This is a genomic window from Microbulbifer sp. CAU 1566 (genome assembly GCF_023156515.1).
In the GTDB taxonomy this organism is placed as follows: Bacteria; Pseudomonadota; Gammaproteobacteria; order Pseudomonadales; family Cellvibrionaceae; genus Microbulbifer.
This window is the reverse complement of record NZ_JALNMG010000002.1, coordinates 266,860-287,014: the sequence shown is the minus strand read 5'-3', so window position 1 is coordinate 287,014 and position 20,155 is coordinate 266,860. Positions and strand designations below refer to the sequence as shown.

At 55.2% G+C, this 20,155-nt stretch carries 23 protein-coding genes; 22 read left to right on the top strand and 1 reads right to left on the bottom strand.

The window, feature by feature from the left end; all coding sequences use genetic code 11:
* Positions 1-130: 130 nt before the first annotated feature.
* From M0G74_RS06365 to M0G74_RS06295, 15 genes are all read left to right on the top strand, one after another.
* Complete coding sequence (locus M0G74_RS06365) at positions 131-673, top strand: YceD family protein (protein ID WP_160153603.1); 543 nt, start codon at positions 131-133, stop codon at positions 671-673.
* 79 nt (positions 674-752) lie between these two features.
* A complete protein-coding gene (rpmF, locus tag M0G74_RS06360) occupies positions 753-944 on the top strand; it encodes a 50S ribosomal protein L32 (protein WP_043316110.1) in 192 nt (63 codons plus the stop codon).
* Positions 945-971: 27 nt separating this feature from the next.
* A complete protein-coding gene (plsX, locus tag M0G74_RS06355; protein WP_348983700.1) occupies positions 972-1,982 on the top strand; it encodes a phosphate acyltransferase PlsX in 1,011 nt (336 codons plus the stop codon).
* A gap of 104 nt (positions 1,983-2,086) precedes the next feature.
* Positions 2,087-3,031, top strand: coding sequence for an ACP S-malonyltransferase (gene fabD / locus M0G74_RS06350; protein ID WP_248215679.1), 945 nt, complete (start codon positions 2,087-2,089; stop codon positions 3,029-3,031).
* A gap of 69 nt (positions 3,032-3,100) precedes the next feature.
* Entirely contained in the window at positions 3,101-3,856 is a 756-nt protein-coding gene (gene fabG, locus M0G74_RS06345; protein ID WP_160153606.1) for a 3-oxoacyl-ACP reductase FabG, read from the top strand.
* Positions 3,857-4,080: 224 nt separating this feature from the next.
* On the top strand, positions 4,081-4,317 hold the full coding sequence (gene acpP / locus M0G74_RS06340; RefSeq protein ID WP_010130751.1) for an acyl carrier protein: 237 nt from the start codon (positions 4,081-4,083) through the stop codon (positions 4,315-4,317).
* Between the two features lie 167 nt (positions 4,318-4,484).
* Positions 4,485-5,726: a beta-ketoacyl-ACP synthase II gene (fabF, locus tag M0G74_RS06335; RefSeq protein WP_248215678.1), complete on the top strand. Its 1,242-nt coding sequence runs from the start codon at positions 4,485-4,487 to the stop codon at positions 5,724-5,726.
* A 61-nt stretch (positions 5,727-5,787) separates the two neighbouring features.
* Positions 5,788-6,660, top strand: a complete 873-nt coding sequence (locus M0G74_RS06330; RefSeq protein ID WP_248215677.1) for an aminotransferase class IV — start codon at positions 5,788-5,790, stop codon at positions 6,658-6,660.
* 166 nt (positions 6,661-6,826) lie between these two features.
* A complete protein-coding gene (gene mltG / locus M0G74_RS06325; RefSeq protein ID WP_248215676.1) occupies positions 6,827-7,858 on the top strand; it encodes an endolytic transglycosylase MltG in 1,032 nt (343 codons plus the stop codon).
* Positions 7,859-7,946: 88 nt separating this feature from the next.
* The gene (tmk, locus tag M0G74_RS06320; RefSeq protein WP_248215675.1) at positions 7,947-8,585 is read left to right on the top strand and encodes a dTMP kinase; all 639 of its coding nucleotides are present in this window, start codon (positions 7,947-7,949) and stop codon (positions 8,583-8,585) included.
* The gene (locus M0G74_RS06315; RefSeq protein ID WP_160153610.1) at positions 8,582-9,643 is read left to right on the top strand and encodes a DNA polymerase III subunit delta'; all 1,062 of its coding nucleotides are present in this window, start codon (positions 8,582-8,584) and stop codon (positions 9,641-9,643) included. The genes tmk and M0G74_RS06315 overlap by 4 nt, the downstream gene beginning before the upstream one ends.
* Before the next feature lie 139 nt (positions 9,644-9,782).
* Entirely contained in the window at positions 9,783-10,136 is a 354-nt protein-coding gene (locus tag M0G74_RS06310; protein WP_160153611.1) for a PilZ domain-containing protein, read from the top strand.
* Between the two features lie 178 nt (positions 10,137-10,314).
* Positions 10,315-11,091: a TatD family hydrolase gene (locus M0G74_RS06305; protein WP_248215674.1), complete on the top strand. Its 777-nt coding sequence runs from the start codon at positions 10,315-10,317 to the stop codon at positions 11,089-11,091.
* Positions 11,092-11,123: 32 nt separating this feature from the next.
* Positions 11,124-11,756 (top strand): dUTP diphosphatase, encoded by a 633-nt coding sequence (locus M0G74_RS06300; RefSeq protein WP_160153613.1) that lies wholly within the window; start codon positions 11,124-11,126, stop codon positions 11,754-11,756.
* Positions 11,757-11,844: 88 nt separating this feature from the next.
* Positions 11,845-12,825, top strand: coding sequence for a malate dehydrogenase (locus tag M0G74_RS06295; RefSeq protein ID WP_160153614.1), 981 nt, complete (start codon positions 11,845-11,847; stop codon positions 12,823-12,825).
* Positions 12,826-12,936: 111 nt separating this feature from the next.
* Here the strand turns inward: M0G74_RS06295 and asnS are convergent, their stop codons facing one another.
* Positions 12,937-14,337, bottom strand: coding sequence for an asparagine--tRNA ligase (asnS, locus tag M0G74_RS06290; protein WP_248215673.1), 1,401 nt, complete (start codon positions 14,335-14,337; stop codon positions 12,937-12,939).
* 340 nt (positions 14,338-14,677) lie between these two features.
* Here asnS and M0G74_RS06285 point away from each other — a divergent pair, with 340 nt between their 5' ends.
* The 7 genes from M0G74_RS06285 (at position 14,678) to M0G74_RS06255 (ending at position 20,070) form a co-directional block, all read left to right on the top strand.
* Positions 14,678-15,199, top strand: coding sequence for a DUF2244 domain-containing protein (locus M0G74_RS06285; protein ID WP_160153616.1), 522 nt, complete (start codon positions 14,678-14,680; stop codon positions 15,197-15,199).
* Positions 15,200-15,269: 70 nt separating this feature from the next.
* The gene (gene bcp, locus M0G74_RS06280) at positions 15,270-15,746 is read left to right on the top strand and encodes a thioredoxin-dependent thiol peroxidase (protein ID WP_248215672.1); all 477 of its coding nucleotides are present in this window, start codon (positions 15,270-15,272) and stop codon (positions 15,744-15,746) included.
* Positions 15,747-16,110: 364 nt separating this feature from the next.
* Complete coding sequence (locus tag M0G74_RS06275; protein ID WP_160153618.1) at positions 16,111-16,557, top strand: helix-turn-helix domain-containing protein; 447 nt, start codon at positions 16,111-16,113, stop codon at positions 16,555-16,557.
* Positions 16,558-16,690: 133 nt separating this feature from the next.
* A complete protein-coding gene (gene yajC / locus M0G74_RS06270) occupies positions 16,691-17,023 on the top strand; it encodes a preprotein translocase subunit YajC (protein WP_160153619.1) in 333 nt (110 codons plus the stop codon).
* A gap of 87 nt (positions 17,024-17,110) precedes the next feature.
* Entirely contained in the window at positions 17,111-18,163 is a 1,053-nt protein-coding gene (locus M0G74_RS06265) for a D-cysteine desulfhydrase family protein (RefSeq protein WP_248215671.1), read from the top strand.
* Between the two features lie 19 nt (positions 18,164-18,182).
* Positions 18,183-18,377: a hypothetical protein gene (locus M0G74_RS06260; protein WP_248215670.1), complete on the top strand. Its 195-nt coding sequence runs from the start codon at positions 18,183-18,185 to the stop codon at positions 18,375-18,377.
* Between the two features lie 34 nt (positions 18,378-18,411).
* Positions 18,412-20,070 (top strand): AGCS family amino acid carrier protein, encoded by a 1,659-nt coding sequence (locus M0G74_RS06255; RefSeq protein WP_248215669.1) that lies wholly within the window; start codon positions 18,412-18,414, stop codon positions 20,068-20,070.
* The last annotated feature ends 85 nt before the right edge of the window (positions 20,071-20,155 follow it).

Genomic DNA, 20,155 nt, shown 5'->3' with positions numbered 1-20,155 from the left:
CGCGGCAATGTGCCGGGTTCGGCTTTGGGTAATGGCGGAAACCCCGTTACGGCAGGCGTTCCGGCGAATGATCATGCGGTGGTTGAATTGTTTTGACAAGGCTCGGGTGAGTCCATAGAATTGCGCGCTTATGTCGATACCCCCCCATAAATCTGCGCTTCCGCGCCGCATTGATGCACGAAAACTGGTGCAGCGTGAGCAGCAATTGGACGGTACTGTGCCGTGGGATGCTTTGCCGCGTCTGGTTTCGTCCACCGAGTCGGTAATTGGTGATGTAAAGGTTGAGCTGGCGTTTGCCCGCGACCTGCAGCGTCATCAGGTGGCCACCGGGCACATTCAGCTGCAAGTTGAGCTGTTGTGTCAGCGTTGCCTGCAGCCGGTGAGTGAGCAGATTGAGGCCGATGTGGCCTGGGGCTTTGTGTGGTCTGAAGAGCAGGGCAATGCATTGCCCAAAACTTTGGATCCGGTGATACAGGAAGGCGATGAGCTGGATCTGTATCAGGTGTTGGAGGATGAGATTTTGCTCAACCTGCCAATGGTGGCTTATCACGACGAGGAATGCGTCTCCAAAGATACATTCCAAAGTGGTGCTGAGGTGTCTGAGGCGGCAGGGCAACAGGAAAACCCCTTTAAAGTACTGGAACAGTTGAAGGGTTCGTCAAACAAGTCTTGAGGGCTGTTTGAAGGGTTTGGGCTCGCCGGTAGGCGCCCCGGTTCCGGTGTTAACTGTTAGTTATGTTTAGGAGCACCAAATGGCTGTTCAGCAGAACAAAAAAACCCGTTCCCGTCGCGGTATGCGTCGCTCTCACGATGCACTGAGCGGACCGACTCTGTCCGTGGATCCGACTACTGGTGAAAAGCACCACCGTCACCACGTGACCAAAGACGGTTTTTACCGTGGTCGTAAAGTGATTGATGTCGGCGGCTCTTCCGAAGAAGAGTAAGCTTTGTCCAGCCAGTTACGATTGGCCGTGGATGCGATGGGCGGGGACTTAGGTCCCCGCTCTGTCGTTCCGGCCTGTGCAAGATTTCTTATCCGCTTCCCTCGGGCAGAGCTCAAGCTCTTCGGCCCACGCTCCCAACTGCAATCCCTTCTTATCAAGCAACCCCCTTCGGTGCGTGAGCGCCTCGAGGTCGTTGACTGTGCCCAGGTGATTACCCAAGGGTGCAACCCGGTTCAGGCTTTAAGGCACAAGCGGGAATCCTCCATGGCGCGAGCGCTGCAGGCGGTGGCCAGCGGTGAGTGTGGCGCTATGGTTACCTCCGGGAATACCGGCGCTCTGCTGGCCCTCGGGCGCAGCATGCTCGGAACCGTTGAGGGGGTTCGGCGCCCCGCATTGGGTAAATCCCTGCCTACGGCCGACGGCTCCTGCTTTTTGCTCGACCTCGGCGCGAATATCGACTGCAGTGCCGAAGATCTGGTGCAGTTCGCGCGCATGGGCGTAGAGGCCCAGCGCGTTTTTTCCGGCAGAGATCCGCTATCCGTGGCGCTGCTGAATATTGGCGCTGAAGAGCACAAGGGTACCGAGGAAATTCGTCGTGCGGGTCAGTTGCTGCAGGCGGACCCTTCGATTAATTACGTGGGATTTGTCGAGGGGCACGATATTTTTACCGGTGTCGTGGATGTAGTCGTATGCAATGGCTTGATGGGTAATGTCGCCATGAAGTCCGCCGAGGGCGTCATACGACTCATAGGTCAAAAAACATTTACGATCGACAAAAAAGCGCCGATCAAGCGCTTTTTTGGCCAATTAGCCATAAATCTGTTGCGAAAATGGCGCGCACAGCTAGAACCCGGTCGCTATAATGGCGCCAGCTTTTTGGGGCTGAAAGGCAACGTCATCAAGAGTCATGGCGGTGCCAGTAGCGAAGCGTTTTACCGCGCCATGCTGACGGCGAAAGAGTGTGCTGAGTCTGATCTCGCGCATCAATTAGGGCGAGCCATGGCTCAGCAGGCCCAGCGTCAGACGGGTTGCGATTAATTGGAACTGCTCAATCATTCGGCGTCTTCCGATGTGAATGGTCATTGAGCAGTCGCGCGGTCCCAACCAGTTAAGGCTCCCATTATTTGGTTGAAGGATGTTCCATGACCAATCCAGTTTTGGCGTTTGTATTTCCCGGCCAGGGCTCCCAGCAGATCGGTATGCTGGCAGAGGCAGCCCAGGCCTTCCCTGAAATAGGCGCAACCTTTTCCGAAGCTTCTTCCGTGTTGGGGTATGACCTCTGGGATCTTTGCCAGAATGGCGCCCAGGAAGATATCAATCTCACTGAGCGAACTCAGCCACTGCTGCTGACCTCCAGCGTAGCGCTTTATCGCGCCTGGTTGTCGCAGGGGGGTGTTACTCCTGCACGTATGGCTGGCCATAGCCTCGGTGAATGGTCCGCACTGGTGTGTGCTGGTGTGCTCGCATTTGAAGATGCGGTGCGCCTGGTGCGCGAGCGCGGCCGTCTGATGCAGGAGGCTGTGCCGGCAGGTGAGGGCGCCATGGCTGCGGTGATTGGCCTGGATGATCAGGTGGTCGAAGCGTCTTGTGCTCAGGCGGCTCAGGGTGAGGTGGTTGCTGCGGTCAACTACAACTCTCCGGGCCAGGTGGTGATTGCCGGTAGCGCCGGAGCGGTTGAGCGGGCTATTGAGGCCTGTAAAGCTGCGGGCGCCAAGCGCGCACTGCCGCTGCCAGTAAGCGCACCTTTCCATACTGAGCTGATGCGCCCGGCCGCAGAAAAGCTGGCGCCGCAGATTGAAGCCACTGTCTTTCATGCGCCGGAAATCCCGGTGATTCACAATGTGCATGCCAAACCCGAATCAGACCCGTCGGCAATCAAAGCCTTGATGATCGAGCAGATCTACAGCCCGGTTCGCTGGACGGCCTGCGTTCAGGCGATGGCTGCGGCCGGTACCAGTCAACTGGTCGAGTGTGGGCCGGGCAAGGTTCTTGCGGGTCTGGCCAAGCGAATTGACCGCGGCTTGTCGGCTGTCAATATTGAAACGCCGGCACAGCTGTCAGAAGCCGTAATTTCCACTGCAAAATAATTTGAGGAACCTATTTCGCTGGCGCGCACCAAATAGGGTCGCGGCGCGAAAGGGATGTCTGGAGAAAATATGTCTTATACAACTTCACTGGAAGGTAAGGTGGCGCTGGTTACCGGTGCTAGCCGCGGTATTGGCGCTGCAATCGCCGATTTGCTCGGCGCGCAGGGTGCTATCGTAATTGGTACTGCCACTAGTGCCGGCGGCGCTGAAAAAATTTCTGCACGTTTTGCGGAGAAGGGCGTCAAAGGTGCTGGCAAGGAGCTGGATGTTACCAGCCCTGAGAGTATCGCAGCCGTTCTTGAATCCGTGAAGGCGGAATTCGGTGCTCCGACAATTCTGGTGAATAATGCCGGTATCACCCAGGACAATCTGCTGATGCGGATGAAGGATGATGAGTGGGATTCCGTGCTGAATACTAACCTCACGGCAGTCTATCGCGTTAGCAAAAGCTGCTTGCGGGATATGACCAAAGCGCGCTGGGGACGCATTATCAATATCAGTTCTGTTGTTGGCAGCATGGGCAATGCTGGCCAGAGCAACTACGCTGCAACCAAGGCTGGTGTGGGGGGCTTTGCCCGCGCGCTGGCAGCTGAAGTTGGTTCCCGCGGAATTACCGTCAACACCGTAGCTCCGGGTTTCATTGATACCGACATGACCAAAGTGCTGCCAGAAGCGCAGCGCGATGTACTGCTCGGAAAGATCCCGCTGGGCCGACTGGGTGCGCCGGAAGAGATTGCCTCTGTTGTTGCATTTTTGGCCAGCGATGCTGGCGGTTATGTGACCGGAGAGACCATTCATGTGAATGGTGGCATGTATATGGGCTAATTTTCTTTCGAGAAAATTGCCATAAGTGATTGATTGGTAAAGAATTTTTTATCATTCAAAGGTTGCTGGGAGGCGGTGCATTACATCCCGAAAAAATCAGGGTACAATGCCGCCTCGCATTAACCATAAGCTGTGTTAGCCGGTTACTGAATCACCACATGATGTGGACATATTTCAAACAGTGACCAAAACAGATTTTTATCCACTAGGAGTTAAATTGAATCATGAGCAGCATTGAAGAGCGCGTAAAAAAGATCGTTGCTGAACAACTGGGCGTGAAGGAAGAAGATGTAAAACCTGAAGCATCCTTTGTTGAAGATCTGGGCGCTGACTCCCTCGACACAGTTGAGCTGGTAATGGCTTTGGAAGAGGAATTCGAAACCGAAATTCCTGACGAAGAAGCAGAAAAAATCACCACTGTTCAGCTGGCCATCGATTACATCAACCAGAACCTTGGTTGATTCCTGCTGGATAGCTAAGTAAGGGGTAGCCGTTACCCGTTACTGTTGTACTGCGAGAGCCGTTCTATGTTGCATAGCGCGGCTCTCCGTCTATTTGAACCTTGTAAAAGCGACCGGTAAGCAAATAATTTTTCCGGCGTGTTTGATTGATTTCGGGGGAGGCGCAAGTGTCGCGTAGAAGAGTAGTTATTACCGGGATGGGCACTGTCAGCCCGCTGGGCAATACCCTTGAAGAGACCTGGTCCGCTTTGCTGGCAGGCAAGAGTGGTGTTGAGCCTATTGATAGTTTTGATGTTTCAGCATTCACCACACGTTTTGCTGCGACGGTAAAAAACTTTGACCCCGAGCCTCATGTTGCGGCCAAAGAAGCGCGCAAGATGGATATTTTCCTGCAGTACGGCCTGAGTGCCGGTATTCAGGCTGTGGAAGATAGTGGCCTGGAAATTACTGAAGTGAATGCCCCGCGTATCGGCGCCTGTATTGGCTCTGGTATGGGTGGTATCGCTGCGATTGAAAACAATGCCTTGTTGATCGCTGAGAAGGGGCCCCGCCGGGTTTCTCCTTTCTTTGTGCCCGGTGCCATCATCAACATGGTTTCCGGCAATTTGTCGATTAAATACGGCATGAAAGGGCCGAATCTGTCCACGACCACTGCGTGTACCACTGGTACCCACGCGATCGGTTTGGGATTGCGCACCATTCAGTATGGTGATGCGGACGTGATGGTTTGCGGTGGCGCAGAAATGGTAACCACGCCTGTTGGGCTTGGGGGCTTCTGTGCAGCGCGCGCACTGTCTACCCGCAACGATGACCCTCAGGCGGCGAGCCGTCCGTGGGACAAAGACCGCGATGGTTTTGTACTGGGTGAAGGTGCCGGTGTGCTGGTGCTGGAAGAATACGAGCACGCAAAAGCGCGCGGTGCGAAAATCTACGCTGAATTGAGCGGCTTTGGCATGAGCGGTGATGCCCACCACATGACTTCTCCGCCGGAGGATGGTGCTGGTGCAGCCCTGTCGATGGCGAATGCTCTGCAGGATGCAAATCTCAGCGCGTCGGCGATTCAATATATCAATGCCCACGGCACCTCGACGCCACTGGGTGACAAGGCGGAAATCGCCGCTGTGCGTTCCGTGTTTGAAGGTAGCCTGGATCAGGTTGCTGTGAGTTCCACCAAATCCATGACGGGCCACCTGCTCGGTGCTGCCGGCGCGATTGAAGCGATTTTCTCCGTGAAAGCGATCATGGATCAGGTGGCTCCGCCCACGATCAACCTGGACAACGTGGATGAGAACTGTACAGGGATCAACCTGGTTCCACACACCGCACAGGAGATGAAGATCGACGCCGTGCTGTCCAACTCTTTCGGGTTTGGTGGTACCAATGGCTCGCTGATTTTCCAGCGGGTTTAATACGACGTCTGAGTCTGTAAAAGGCCCCGGTAGCTTTTAGTGAGTTTGCCGGGGCCACCTCTTGTCCAATATTCCGACTGCTCCCATGGTAAAGCTGCCGACACCTGTTTCTTACACTGCTGCAGGTGCCGTTGAAGCGCTGCCGGCCGACGCTGATTTCTCTGCGGGTCTGCTGGAAACCATGCGTGCCCAATCCGGCACAATTCCTTTGTTGTCACTGCACATGGCTCGTTTTACGCGTTGTGCGGCGGTAGCTACCTCGGAGCTTGGTCAGATCCAGCAGAGTGCACAGCAGCTTGCCACCATGACGGCGAACTGGCCATACGGTGCAAGGATACGTTTTCGCTTCGGACTGCTTGATCAAATTGTGCGCTGGGACTTTTACGCGGTGCCACTTGAGGCGTTTTCTCCCTGGAGCAGGGGGGTGGTGCTGCAGTGCTGTGATACGCGGCTAAACCCATCGGCCTCGGCGTCTCCTTTTTCACTGTCGAAAACGCGAAGTAGTGAGGCGCCAGCCGCCGTGCCGGGCTGTAAATTATTGCGTCGCGAAATTTATGATCAGGCCGGGGGAGAAGCCGCGCTTCAGCCGGAACCAGAGGCGGATGCGCCGCTCAAAGAAGGGTTGCTGTTGGATGCCGATGGGTTGGTCATTGAGTGCTTGCGTTCGAACCTGTTGCTGCACAAAGCCGGGCGTTGGATGACTCCGAGCCTCGACGTTTGCGGGGTGCGGGGGGTGATGCTTGGCTGGCTGGCCGGTCGCGTGGAAATCAGCGAAGATAGGTTTTCCCTCCGGGATCTTGCTCTGGCGGATGAGCTGGCAGTTTGTAACGGTGTGCGCGGCGTGGTTCCTGTAGTCGGCTTCGGGGAGACGGTGCTGGCAACCGGTCCTGCCACAGGGCGTTTGCAGCAATTGATCGCCGAAAATTTATGGTAGAGACACCCTTGTCGATAAAGAGGATCACCTTTGTCGATAAAGAGAGACTCCGAGGTAGATAAAAAGAGGCACTGTGGTAGATAAAAAAAAGAAAACGTCCGGGGCTAAATCTCCTCGTAATCGAGCGTCCTCTGGTCGGGCTAAAAAGAATTTCGGCGGCAGTTGGTTGCGCTGGTTTTTTACGCTTTTTTTCCTGGGGTTGATCGTCGGTGCGGCGGCTTTCTGGCACGCGCAAAATGCACTGGTAAAGCCCCTGTCAGTCCCAGTCGACGGGCTGCGCATCGATGTTGAAACGGGCAGTAACCTTTCCCGCATCCTGAATCGCCTTGAATCCGAGGGCGTGCTGCGCTCACCCCGCTGGGTTCGTTTATACGCAAGGTTCAAAGACCAGAGCAGTATTCATCCGGGGGAGTACATGATTCCCGCGGGCAGCAATGCGATGGACTTGGTAGGCCGGCTGAATCGCGGTGATGTCACCCTGTATCGAGTGACGTTAGTGGAAGGCTGGACCTTCAGCCAGGCGTTGACACAAATTCGCAATGCGAAAAAGATTACACACACCGCAGCCGGTGAATCTGTTGCGGCGGCTGCCTCGGCGTTGGCAATAGACGGAAACCCCGAGGGGCGCATCTTCCCCGATACCTATGTGTATCGGTCCGGCGCGTCGGATCTGGACCTGCTGCAGCAGGCATTCGCGCGAATGGAGATGGTACTTGAGCAGGAGTGGCAACAACGCTCAGAGGGACTTCCCTACAGTAGCGCCTACGAGGCGTTGATCATGGCCTCCATCGTTGAGAAAGAAACTGGAGTTCCCTGGGAGCGCGATGAAATCGCCGGTGTTTTTGTCCGGCGTCTGGGCAAAGGCATGCGCCTGCAGACGGATCCTACGGTTATTTACGGCCTGGGCGATGATTACGAGGGTAACTTAACGCGGGCGCACCTGCGTGGCGCCACACCGTATAACACCTACGTGATCAGCGGCATGCCACCGACGCCCATCGCATTGCCAGGCAAGGAGGCGATTCACGCAGCCTTGCACCCTAAAGCGGGGAATAGCCTGTACTTTGTGGCGAAGGGTGATGGCTCCCACCATTTTTCGTCGTCGCTGTCGGAGCACAATCGCGCGGTGCGTGAGTATCAATTGAAGCGTCGCTCGGATTACCGCTCTAGCCCGGCAGAGGTCAAAAACAGTGATTGATTGTGCCGGTCATTCGGTGGTTTTTAATCGCGGACTCTAAGAATGTGGACGCTAAGAACACACGTCCGCCCAGATTGTAAGTGAATGCATGTCAAATCAGACCAGAGGCAAATTCATCACCCTGGAAGGTGGCGAGGGCGTAGGGAAGTCGACCAATCTGCGCTTTGTCACCCAGTGGCTTGAGAGCCGTGGCATTGAATATGTGCAAACCCGGGAGCCGGGCGGCACTCCGCTGGCTGAAGAATTGCGCGGTTTGCTGCTGGCAAAGCGCACTGAGGCGGTTGACCCCACTGCAGAATTACTGATGGTATTTGCGGCCCGCGCACAGCATCTGAGCCGGGTTATCGAGCCCGCACTGGCGGCGGGGAAGTGGGTGATCTGCGACCGTTTTACCGATGCTACCTATGCTTATCAAGGTGGTGGTCGCGGCTTGGATCGTGCGCTGATTGAAGAGCTGGAGCAGCGGGTGCAGGGCGAACTGCGTCCGGATCGGGTTTTACTTCTGGATCTTGACCCGGCGATTGGCCTGAAGCGCGCGGCTTCTACCGGTGCAGCGGATCGTTTCGAAAGCGAGCAGCTGGCGTTCTTTAACAAAGTGCGTGCAGCTTATCGGGCGCGGGCGGAAGCTGCCCCCGAACGCTATGCGGTTATCGACGCTGCGTGCCCTCTATCGGAGGTGCAACGACAGCTGGAAGAGGTGCTGGTGACAATTGCGGGTGCCGTATGAGTAAGGCGAAGGCCAAGTCACCCAAGGGGCAGGAAGAAGTTCCGGTAGCGGAACCGCAACTGCCAATTCCTTCACCACTCCCCTGGCAGGCATCTCAGTGGCAGCGTCTCGGTGCCCAGTGGATTGCGGGCCGCTGCCCCCATGCGTTACTGATCAGTGGCCAACCCGGGCTGGGAAAGCGACGTTTTGCGGACGCTTTTGCCGCGCTCTTGCTGTGCGATCAGCCTCGCCATGGCCTGGCTTGTGGGGAGTGCCGCGGCTGCCAGCTTCGCATTGCACGCTCTCACCCCGATTTTATCCGCGTTGTTCCGGAGAAAGAGCAGGGGCCGCTCAAGGTCGAGCAGATTCGCCAGCTTGGTGAATTTGTCGGCCGTACCAGTGCGCGAGAAGGTGCCCGGGTCGTCTGGCTGGCACCCGCCGAGGCGATGAACATCAATGCGGCGAATGCGCTACTGAAAAACCTGGAAGAACCTTCCGGTTCCGTGATTTTTCTCCTAATTACCGACAACCCTTCCGGGCTGTTACCGACGATCCGCAGTCGCTGCCAGACCATCGCATTTCCCGTGCCGCCACAGCAGGCCGCGTTGCGCTGGCTGAGCGATAGCGGAGTGGAAGGTGATCAGGCCACCAGTGCGCTAAACCTCGCCGGAGGGGCGCCGCTGTTAGCGGTCAACCTCATGGAACCGGAATCCCGAGAGCTGCGCGAACAGTTTTTACGGGACCTGACGACGCTGAGCCGCGGCAACGAGAGCCCTGTGACTCTGGCCGGGCGCTGGGAGTCGCCAGGGGAGGGGGTGGACCTCAACCTGTTGCTGCAGTTCTGGCAAAGCTGGTTGGCGCAGATGTTGAAAGTGCGTAGCACGGACCAGCCCGCAGACCGGGAGATTATGGCGCTGTTGCAGAGGCTGCCGGGTAACGGTCACGAGGGATTGCGCCCGTTGTTCGGATTTTACGATCAATTGCTGAAGGCGAGAGGCTTGCTCGCAGGTAACAGTAACCCCAACAAGCGATTGCTGATGGAAGAGTTGCTCATTCGTTGGGCGGCGCTTTTTCGATAACCGTGAGTCAGGCGGTAGACAGCCTCTGGTCCTCGGGGTAACTTATCGCGACAGCCCGCCCCGCAGTGAAGAGCGTTGCCGGGCGTAATAACAAGAGCAAATACGCCAGTTATTGGCAGTAGACGATACAGGGTTGAGTATGAAAGGTATGGGGGGCGGTGCGCGCAATGGCATCCTGTCACTGAAAATCCAGGACAAATCCGTGCTGTATGCGGCCTATATGCCGTTTGTGAAAAATGGTGGCCTGTTCATCAATAGCGACAAGACCTACAACCTGGGCGATGAAGTTTTTCTCCTCCTGAGCCTGATGGATGAGCCGGAAAAACTCCCGGTTGCCGGTAAAGTAGTCTGGATTACTCCCAGCGGTGCCCAAGGCAACCGCACACCGGGCATCGGTATTCAATTCAGCGACAAAGAAAATACCGCGCAGAGCAAGATCGAAACCTTGCTGGCGGGCTCTCTCGAGTCCAGTCGTCCTACCCACACGCTGTAACCTCACTTGTCAGGCCCTCATTCGGAGGGCCTTCGCCTTTGCATTGGCACTGGCGATTCCGGTACCCGCCGCGCGCCACAAGCTTCCTATCTGTATAATCCCCAGCTCAATTCTCTGCGCCTTTTAGAGCACCTCTGGCTGGTGTTCTCAGAAGGTCCGGATTCAAAGGCCCCGATTCATGCTGGTAGATTCCCACTGTCACCTCGACAGACTGAAACTCGATCAATTTGACGGCGATCTGGATGCCGTACTCTCACTGGCGCGCAGCCGCGGCGTGGGTAAATTTCTGTGTGTCGGGATCAGTCTCGACAACATCGACGATGTAGTCAGTATTGCCGGGCGCTATGACGACGTGGTGTGCTCTGTTGGGGTGCACCCCTTGGATGTAGATTCCGGGCTGGCAGATGTGGAAACCCTCAAAGAACTGGCGACCAGGCCTAAAGTCGTTGCCCTGGGGGAAACCGGTCTCGATTACTACTACAGCACCGAAACCAAAGAGGTTCAGCAGCAGAGCTTTATTGCTCACTTGCAGGCAGCGGGGCAGGTTGGTTTACCGGTGATCGTACATACTCGGGATGCCCGGGAAGACACGATTGACCTGATCCGCAGCCACGGAAGCCGTGAGCATGCCGGCGTACTCCACTGCTTTACCGAAAGTTGGGAAATGGCCAAGGCGGCACTGGACCTCAACTATTACATCTCACTCTCTGGCATCGTCACTTTCAAAAATGCCGAAGAACTGCGAGAGGTGGCTCGCCAGGTGCCACTGGACCGGTTGCTGGTGGAAACCGATTCACCGTATCTGGCGCCAGTACCGTATCGCGGTAAGCCCAATATCCCAGCCTATGTCCGCGAGGTTGCCGAGTTTATCGCCGATTTGCGCGGGCTGGCCTATGAAGAATTGGCTGAACGCACCAGCGAAAACTTCTACCGACTTTTCCCCCGCGCCGCCTGAGTGCGCGCCGTTTGAACAATCAGGAACTGTTTATGTTGCAGCAGCAATTACACACGATGTTATCTCTGCAGGACGAGATAAATACGCTAGTGAATGAAAACTGGCGCGCTCAGAATTTTCCCTGGTACCGTGCGATCTGGGTTGAAAGTGCCGAATTGTTGGATCACTACGGCTGGAAGTGGTGGAAAAAGCAGCAGCCGGAAATGGAGCAGGTGAAGCTGGAGTTAGTGGATATCTGGCACTTCGGGCTCAGCCTCGAATTACAGCAGGGATCGCCGGAAGCGGTTGCGCAAAAAATGCAGCAGCAGTTATCCAGTGAGCGCCCGGTGGCTGGGGATTTCCGTGAAAACCTGGAATCCTTTACTCGCAATACTCTGGTTGAAAAACAATTTGATTTGGTCGGCTTTGCGCAATTAATGAGCGATTGCGAAATGCCGTTTGAAGACCTGTACCTCCGCTATGTCGGCAAAAATGTGTTGAATCGTTTTCGCCAGGACCATGGCTACAAAGACGGCAGCTACCAGAAACTCTGGAGTGGGCGAGAAGACAATGAGCATCTCGCCGAGCTTGCACAAATTTTGGACAGTTCAGCAGAAAACTTCAGTGTACAGCTATATGAAGCCCTAAAAACTCGTTATCCAGGCTCTACGACGAATTTGGTCTGACAATTTTGGTCAGTTACCGACTAAAGGCTAATGAAATTAATTTGCAAAGCCCTATAATGCGGGCGCCTGAAAACAACGGAGATTAATCGTGAAAGCACCTGTTCGTGTTGCAGTTACCGGCGCCGCCGGCCAGATCAGCTATTCGCTGCTGTTTCGCATCGCTTCCGGCGAAATGCTCGGTAAAGATCAACCGGTCATTCTTCAGCTGCTGGAAATCACTCCTGCACTGGAAGCGCTGAAAGGCGTTGCCATGGAGCTCGAAGATTGCGCCTTCCCGCTGCTGGCGGGCATTGTGCAGTCCGACGACGCGACCGTTGCCTTCAAAGACGCTGAATACGCGCTGTTGGTTGGCGCTCGTCCGCGTGGTCCCGGCATGGAGCGTAAAGACCTGCTGGAAGCCAACGCCGCTATCTTCTCTGCTCAGGGTAAGGCCCTGAACGATGTTGCTGCGCGCAACGTGAAAGTTCTGGTTGTCGGCAACCCCGCCAATACCAACGCACTGATCGCCCAGCGCAATGCGCCGGACCTGGATCCGCGTAACTTCACCGCCATGACCCGCCTGGACCACAACCGTGCCCTGACTCAGCTGGCGAACAAGACCGATTCCACCGTGAACGACATCACCCACATGACCATCTGGGGCAACCACTCTGCGACCCAGTACCCTGACCTGCACCAGGCCAAGGTAAACGGCGAAGACGCCATGGGTAAAGTTGAGCAGGAGTGGTACGAGAACGACTTCATCCCAACTGTTCAGCAACGCGGCGCAGCCATCATCAAGGCGCGTGGCGCCTCTTCTGCAGCTTCCGCTGCCAATGCTGCCATCGACCATATGCGCGATTGGGCGCTGGGTTCTGCCGAAGGCGACTGGACCAGCATGGGCGTATACAGCGACGGTTCCTACGGTATTCAGGAAGGCCTGATCTACTCTTTCCCGGTTGTTTGCAAAAACGGCGACTGGGAAATCGTTCAGGGCGTGGAGATCAATGATTTCTCCCGTGAGAAGATGACCGCTACCGAGACCGAACTGGCTGAAGAGCGTGATGCGGTTGCACACCTGCTGCCGTAAGCTTTGACTTTTACCAAGTTTAAAGCCCAAAAAAAACCCGCACAGTGTGCGGGTTTTTTTGTTCTTGGGATTGGTTAATCCCAAGAGCTTCGCCGTCTAGCGTGTCACCGCTTAGAACTTCACATTGCGCGGTGTGCGCGGGAAGGGGATCACATCGCGAATGTTGCCCATACCGGTCACATAGGAAACGATACGGTCAAATCCGAGACCAAAACCGCCGTGTGGCACGGTGCCGTAGCGACGCAGGTCGCGGTACCAGTCCAGGTGTTCTTTCGGGATGTCCATCTCATCCATGCGCGCATCCAGCTTGTCGAGGCGCTCCTCGCGCTGGGAGCCGCCAATAATTTCACCAATCCCCGGAGCCAGTACATCCATCGCAGCGACGGTTTTGCCATCGTCGTTCATGCGCATATAGAACGCTTTGATGTCCTTCGGATAATTCAACACGATAACCGGCTTCTTGAAGTGTTTCTCGGCCAGATAGCGCTCGTGCTCAGAGGCGAGATCGATACCCCAGGAAACCGGAAACTCAAACTTCTCTTTGCAGTTTTCCAGAATCTCGATGGCATCGGAGTAATTGATGCGCGCGAAGTCGTTGTCGATGATGTTTTCGAGGCGGCTAATCGCGTCCTTGTCGATACGCTGGGCAAAGAAGGCCATGTCATCCGGGCGCTCGGTGAGCACCGCGCGGAAAACATACTTCAGCATTTCTTCTGCGAGATTGGCACAGTCCGCCAGGTCGGCGAAGGCAATTTCCGGTTCCACCATCCAGAACTCCGCCAGGTGGCGTGTGGTGTTGGAGTTTTCCGCACGGAAAGTCGGCCCGAAGGTGTAGACCTTGGAAAGGGCGAGACAGTAGCTCTCAACATTCAGCTGGCCGGACACGGTGAGGAAGGTTTCTTCGCCGAAGAAGTCCTCGGCGTAGTCAACATCGCCTTTGTCCGTGAGTGGAAGATTGGTTTGATCCAACGTGCTGACGCGGAACATTTCGCCGGCGCCTTCACAGTCGGAGGCGGTGATGATTGGCGTGTGTATATAGTTGAAGCCGCGCTCGTGAAAGAAGCGGTGGATCGCCTGAGCAATGCAATTGCGCACCCGGGCAACCGCGCCGCTCACATTGGTGCGGGGGCGCAGGTGGGCATGTTCGCGCAGGTGTTCCATGGTGTGGCGTTTGGGCGACATGGGGTAGGTGTCCGGGTCTTCCACCCAGCCCACCACGGTCACTGAGGAGGCCAGCAGTTCGATCGCCTGGCCTTTGCCCTCTGAGGGCTTGATGGTGCCTTCTATATCCACGGCACAACCGGTCGTCAGACGCAGGACTTCCGATTGATAGTTATTGACGGAGGACTCTACAACCACCTGGATGGGATCGAAGCAGCTGCCATCGTGCACGGCCAGAAACGACAGGCCGGCTTTGGAGTCTCTGCGGGTGCGAATCCAGCCCTGTACGCGGGTGGCCTCGCCTTCTCGCTGGCTGGATTTAAGGAGTGTGTCGATGGATTCAACTTGCATGATGGTGCTCTTGTTGTACGCGCGGGCTGGTGTGCCGCTTCGCCTTGGGCCCACGCGGAACCCTGAGGGCTTTCGAGGAGGGCTTTCGAGCGGCGGTTTACGCGGTTATATACATTCGGCATGGCGTGGCTTTTGGTCACGCATTCCGAAAATCAGACGCCGGCATCTTGCCCGCTGGGCGCGGGAAAATCCAGCCCTGTATCCGGGGCAAAGGCCAGCAAGGGTCGGCAAGCGCCGGGAACCAGCTTGCCCAGTATAGAAGCTGGGTAAGGGTACGTGACTCTTGGTTCGAAATTCCGCTGTCCTACACTGAAACCAGCACAGTGATGGAAGATGTACCATGGTCAAAGAAGTCGGTGGCGCCGGCGCGCGCCGGGCCTGCATCCTGCTTGCGCCCAATCAATCCCTATCGTTGGCAGGCAACCTCTGGGTGTTTATTTCCCTGGTTGCGGTGTCCCTTGGTATCAGTGTCGCTTTTGCGCTCGCTGGTGCCTGGATGGTAATTCCCTTCGCATTTCTCGAGGTACTGCTGCTGGCCGTGCTGTTCGGCTATGTCTACCTGGAAGGGACCCGGCGGGAGGTGATCCGGATCAATGATGACCGCGTAGTGCTGGATTGCGGCCGGGGAAACCTGAAACGCCCCAGTTATCACACCGAGTTTGATAGACACAGCCTGGCGGTTTTGGTGCGAATGGGGGCAACGCCATCGGAACCTGCTAGCGTCACCTTTACCGGACCCGAGGGTTGTCTGGAGGTCGGTGAATTTCTGACAGACGCGGAAAAAGCGGCGCTGGTCGAAAAGCTGGGGAGTCGGGGCCTGCGAGCCCGCAAGGAAAAAAGCTTCCAGCTGCTGGACTTCTGATCGATCAGAAGTTCAGGCTGTCATTGGATATAATGCGTTCCTTTAATGAATAAATAGCAGGGGAGGGACTATGGCATTTCCTAAAATCGGTAATCTTGCACCGGCTTTCAGCCTGAATAACCAGAATGGCGAGAAGGTGACGCTGAAAGATTTTCGCGATCAGAAAAACGTTGTTCTGTACTTTTATCCAAAGGCGCTCACGCCGGGATGCACCACGCAGGCTTGTGGAATTCGTGACAGTGCTGCGGAGCTTGCCAAGCGAGATACTGTGGTTTTCGGCCTTAGCCCGGACCCGGAAAGTAAACTGCAGAAATTTTTCGAAAAGCACACCCTGAACTTTGACTTACTGGCCGACGAAGACCATAAGGTTGCCGACAAGTATGGTTGCTGGGGATTGAAGAAGTTTATGGGGCGGGAGTATATGGGCCTGCTGCGTACCACCTTCATTATTGATAAGAGCGGCCGCCTGCAACACATTATCGATAAGGTCAAAACCAAAACCCACCACGACGATGTTTTGCAGTGGATTGACGAAAACCTGGTGTGATTAGCTCCGCGCGGCATTGTCACTAAATGTGACCCGGGACATGGCGGCAGTATCTTTTTGTGCGCTGATTAAAAAAAATTTACTGTCGTCCCTTGCATTCTCCACAGATGGTCTATACTGGCTTGTGTAAAGGAGCGCCGCCCAACCGTCTGGCCCAGAACGATTGCGTGTGGTGCGAGGAAGTAGTACAAAAAGTAATCTTTCTGGGTAGGCTTCGATGCCTGTTTTCAGGTGCGCCCCCGCACCCAAGTAGTAGTCAGCAACTGTCTTATGTGACTTTTTGCTGGCGGTGGTAAATAGGGACTCGCAGGAAGCGGGCGTAGAACAATAAACCGCGGCTCAAGGAACCCATCAAGGAGCAGCTATGAACCATATTCAGCCAGACCAAGCTTCGCTCTCAGAAGACAAACCACTGCAGCAGGCAAGACTGTCCGGGGATCCGAACATTCTTGATCAGTTGCTGGCGCCACCGGAGGCAACCAGCTTCGGTATCGCCGCTCGAGTTATCGACGTGCTGGAACAACGGATTGGAAAGGCATCTCTGGCAATTCGTCCGGTCTCTTCGGACCTCAGTATGTCCACCCGGACCCTGCAGCGTCGGTTGCAGGAGCACAACCTGAGTTTCGCCTCTCTGCGCGATCACGTTCGCTTCCGCCATGCAGTGCATTTCCTTAAGGACACTGCTCTCAGCGTGGATGGTATTTCCCGAATCCTGGATTTTTCAGACAGAACCAGCTTTACCAGCGCCTTCAAGCGTTGGACCGGCATGTCGCCTACTGGATATCGCCGTCAGGTTCGCCAGCGATTTTAAGCGGACTATCGGCTAAAAACCTCGCATCACGTAATCCAGTGTACCGGGTAACCGGTGCTCTGGATTGCCTCATTTTGTCAAAGCCGTTAGAGTTGGCCCCAGATTTTTGACTGACTCTATCGAGGTTTAGACCATGGATTTCTTTATTCCTGCTGCAATGGCACAAGAGGCGGCTCCGGCTCCTCAGGGGAACCCGCTGATCACTCTGCTGATGTTCGGTGGCCTGTTTGTGTTCATGTGGCTGTTTATTATTCGCCCGCAGCGCAAGCGCCAGAAAGAGCACCAGGAACTGGTTGGTGCGCTTAAAAAAGGTGATGAAGTAGTAACCACCAGCGGCATGCTGGGGCGCGTAGAAAAAGTAGACGATGACTACCTGATTCTGGAAGTGGGCGAAAATATGAAGCTCAAGTTCCAGAAGGTCGCGGTACACGCAGTACTGCCCAAAGGCACCATCAAGAACATCTGATCGTTTCAGGTCGATAGTGGCTTGAGTGATCGTAAAAAACCCGGTATCAACCGGGTTTTTTTGTAATTGAAGAAAGGGGAAACGCCGTTGAGTATCCAGTACCCAGCCAGGGAACCTCTGGCTAACCTGCCCACACCGCTGCAGCCACTCCCAAGAATTAGCGAGAAGTATTCGCAACCTTTTGGGGGACCGAAAATCTGGATAAAGCGCGACGACCTCACCGAAAGTGCCCTGTCCGGCAACAAACTCCGTAAGCTGGAATTTATCATTGCCGAGGCGAAGGCCACCGGTTGCAACACCCTGATTACCTGTGGCGGTGTTCAGTCGAATCATTGCCGGGCAACCGCGCTGGCTGCGGCAAAGACAGATTTAAGGGCTCACTTGATTCTTCGAGGCGGCAGGCAACTGCAGCAAGAGGAGCAACAGGCCGATGGCAATTTGCTGGTGGATTACCTGGCAGGTGCAGAGGTTTCGGTTTATCCGCTGCGCAAATACCTGGATCAATTGCCATCTCTGTTTGAACACTGGGAGCAGTATTATCAGGAACGGGGAGACAAGGCGCTCGCCATTCCCACCGGCGGTAGCGATGGGTTGGGCATCTGGGGCTATATCCGCGGCGCGGAGGAATTGCTGGAGGACTGCCGGCGATTGGGATTTGCCCCCGAACAGGTGATATGTGCCAGTGGTAGTGGTGGCACCCAGGCCGGATTGACACTGGGATGCCAGTTATTGGGCGCGGAAACCGCGGTCACCGGCTACGCCGTTTGTGACGATACAGAATACTTCGTCAACAAAATTGTCGCAGACATTGAAGACTGGCGTACGCGATACGCGCAGTCCTGCGCGTTTGATCCCGGCAAAATTCGTGTCGACGACAATTACATCGGGCCCGGTTATGGTCTGGCAACCGCTGAGGTGTACCGGACCATTGCTGAAGCTGCACGGTTGGAAGGAATTTTGCTGGACCCGGTATACACCGGAAAAGCGTTTTACGGTTTGTTGCAGGATGTTCAGTCCGGCAAGTACGCCGGCGTGCGCAATCTGGTTTTTGTTCATACCGGAGGGCAGTTCGGGGTCTTTCCACATCGGGCCGAATTTATGCGGAGCCTGGGGGGAGCAGGGGGGCTGCCCCAAGATTGATGCGCAGGATTGCCGGTGAATGACGACAAGTTGTGCGACAGAATTGCCGGATTTGGCAAAAAAATTAGTTTTTTGTTTAATTCTTGGCAGAAATAAGGACTATGCTGCTGATGATTGGCGGATTACTGTTCTCCCTGAGGGGAAGCTGCTAATCTGCCCGGCACTTGCAGAAGCCAGGTTTGAGTCGCTGTATTTTATCGCAGCAACCTGGTGATTAATTACACAGAATAATTGCAGTGGGGGTTGGTTTGGAATCGTTCAATCAGTTGTTGTTGACCCTGGATGGTTTACTGGGGTCTGCGCCCTGGTTTCCATGGGTACTTTTGGGTGTAGGCTTTTTCTTCACTCTTTATCTGGGTTTTCCACAAATCCGTTACTTTGGTCATGCGATTAAGATCGTACAGGGCAAGTACGACAAACCCAGTGACCCTGGCGATACCTCCCACTTCCAAGCGCTTGCAACCGCACTGTCTGGTACCGTAGGTACCGGTAATATCGGTGGCGTGGGCCTCGCAATTTTCCTTGGTGGCCCCGCTGCACTGTTCTGGATGTGGGTTACGGCCTTCCTGGGGATGACGACCAAATTTGTCGAAGTAACCCTGTCACATAAATACCGTATTAAAGCGGCAGACGGCTTTTATGCCGGTGGCCCCATGTTCTATATGGAGCGCCGCCTGAACATGAAATGGCTGGCTGTTATCTTTGCCATTGCCACTGTGATCAGCTCCTTTGGTACCGGTAGCCTGCCGCAGGTGAATAATATCGCCCAGGCGATGTACGACACTTTTGGCCTCAGTAAGATGCTCACCGGCGGTGTGCTGGCCATACTGCTGGGCCTGGTGATCATCGGCGGTATTACCCGTATTGCGAAAGTGACCTCCACTATTGTGCCGGTAATGGCGGTGCTCTACATCGTCGGCGCCCTGGCGGTGATCCTGTATAACTACGAAAATATCATCCCTTCATTTGCGTCTGTCTTTTCTGATGCGTTCAACGGCAGTTCCGCCGTCGGTGGCTTCCTCGGGGCGAGCTTCGCATACGCGTTCAACCGCGGTGTGAACCGAGGTCTGTTTTCTAACGAAGCCGGCCAGGGCTCTGCACCTATTGCGCACGCCGCGGCGCGCGCCGATGAGCCGGTATCGGAAGGTATGGTTTCCCTGCTCGAGCCATTTATCGATACCTTGATCATCTGTACCCTGACCGGCTTGGTAATTCTTTCTTCTGGTGTATGGACCGAGAAGCATATGAACCGCTTCGAGCGCGCGGACATGCGCGTGGTCGCTGGCACTTACGATGACAAGGATGAGGGTAATGTAAAGCAGCTGTTCGGATTCCTGAGCGGGCTCGACAGCGATGTGCGCACTTTTACCGGCACCATTGTGGTAGCTGATGGCCTGCCGCTGAACAAAAATGAATTTACGGTAATTAATTCCCGCTCGGTGGCGGAAAACGTTGAGTTCCGGGTAGGTGGAGACAACTACTCCGGTGTGCTCAATGTGAACGATGGGCGTTTGGTGAATCCGAATGTGGATGTGTGGGGGAACTCCCTGCTGCACTCGGTGGCGCTGACCAACCGGGCTTTCCAGAAAGGTTTCTTCGGAGAGTATGGTAGTTACATCGTAACCCTGGGTATTCTGCTGTTTGCTTTTTCTACCGCGATTGCCTGGTCCTATTACGGTGACCGTTCAATGATTTACCTGTTCGGCCCCAAGGCTGTTATGCCGTACCGGCTGGTATATGTGGTGGCTTTCTTCTGGGCGGCCATTGAAGATACTACCGTGATCTGGAATTTGTCGGCGGTGGCGATTGTCTTGATGACCTTGCCGAACCTGTTTGGTATTTCCATTCTGGCGCGGGAAATGAAGGACACAGTGAAAGATTACTGGAAGGACCCGGACCACAAATAATGGGTGCTCAGTAAGCAACAAAAAACCCGGCAAATGCCGGGTTTTTTGTTTGTGACGAATTGAAACTGCCGCTGGAGCGTGTGAA

What these genes read in the sequence shown, in the direction of transcription:
- M0G74_RS06365 (WP_160153603.1), top strand. Translation starts at nt 131, where the DNA reads ATGTCGATACCCCCCCATAAATCTGCGCTTCCGCGCCGCATTGATGCA.
- rpmF (WP_043316110.1), top strand. Translation starts at nt 753, where the DNA reads ATGGCTGTTCAGCAGAACAAAAAAACCCGTTCCCGTCGCGGTATGCGT.
- fabD (WP_248215679.1), top strand. Translation starts at nt 2,087, where the DNA reads ATGACCAATCCAGTTTTGGCGTTTGTATTTCCCGGCCAGGGCTCCCAG.
- fabG (WP_160153606.1), top strand. Translation starts at nt 3,101, where the DNA reads ATGTCTTATACAACTTCACTGGAAGGTAAGGTGGCGCTGGTTACCGGT.
- acpP (WP_010130751.1), top strand. Translation starts at nt 4,081, where the DNA reads ATGAGCAGCATTGAAGAGCGCGTAAAAAAGATCGTTGCTGAACAACTG.
- tmk (WP_248215675.1), top strand. Translation starts at nt 7,947, where the DNA reads ATGTCAAATCAGACCAGAGGCAAATTCATCACCCTGGAAGGTGGCGAG.
- M0G74_RS06315 (WP_160153610.1), top strand. Translation starts at nt 8,582, where the DNA reads ATGAGTAAGGCGAAGGCCAAGTCACCCAAGGGGCAGGAAGAAGTTCCG.
- M0G74_RS06310 (WP_160153611.1), top strand. Translation starts at nt 9,783, where the DNA reads ATGAAAGGTATGGGGGGCGGTGCGCGCAATGGCATCCTGTCACTGAAA.
- M0G74_RS06305 (WP_248215674.1), top strand. Translation starts at nt 10,315, where the DNA reads ATGCTGGTAGATTCCCACTGTCACCTCGACAGACTGAAACTCGATCAA.
- M0G74_RS06300 (WP_160153613.1), top strand. Translation starts at nt 11,124, where the DNA reads ATGTTGCAGCAGCAATTACACACGATGTTATCTCTGCAGGACGAGATA.
- asnS (WP_248215673.1), bottom strand. Translation starts at nt 14,337, where the DNA reads ATGCAAGTTGAATCCATCGACACACTCCTTAAATCCAGCCAGCGAGAA.
- M0G74_RS06285 (WP_160153616.1), top strand. Translation starts at nt 14,678, where the DNA reads ATGGTCAAAGAAGTCGGTGGCGCCGGCGCGCGCCGGGCCTGCATCCTG.
- bcp (WP_248215672.1), top strand. Translation starts at nt 15,270, where the DNA reads ATGGCATTTCCTAAAATCGGTAATCTTGCACCGGCTTTCAGCCTGAAT.
- M0G74_RS06275 (WP_160153618.1), top strand. Translation starts at nt 16,111, where the DNA reads ATGAACCATATTCAGCCAGACCAAGCTTCGCTCTCAGAAGACAAACCA.
- yajC (WP_160153619.1), top strand. Translation starts at nt 16,691, where the DNA reads ATGGATTTCTTTATTCCTGCTGCAATGGCACAAGAGGCGGCTCCGGCT.
- M0G74_RS06260 (WP_248215670.1), top strand. Translation starts at nt 18,183, where the DNA reads ATGACGACAAGTTGTGCGACAGAATTGCCGGATTTGGCAAAAAAATTA.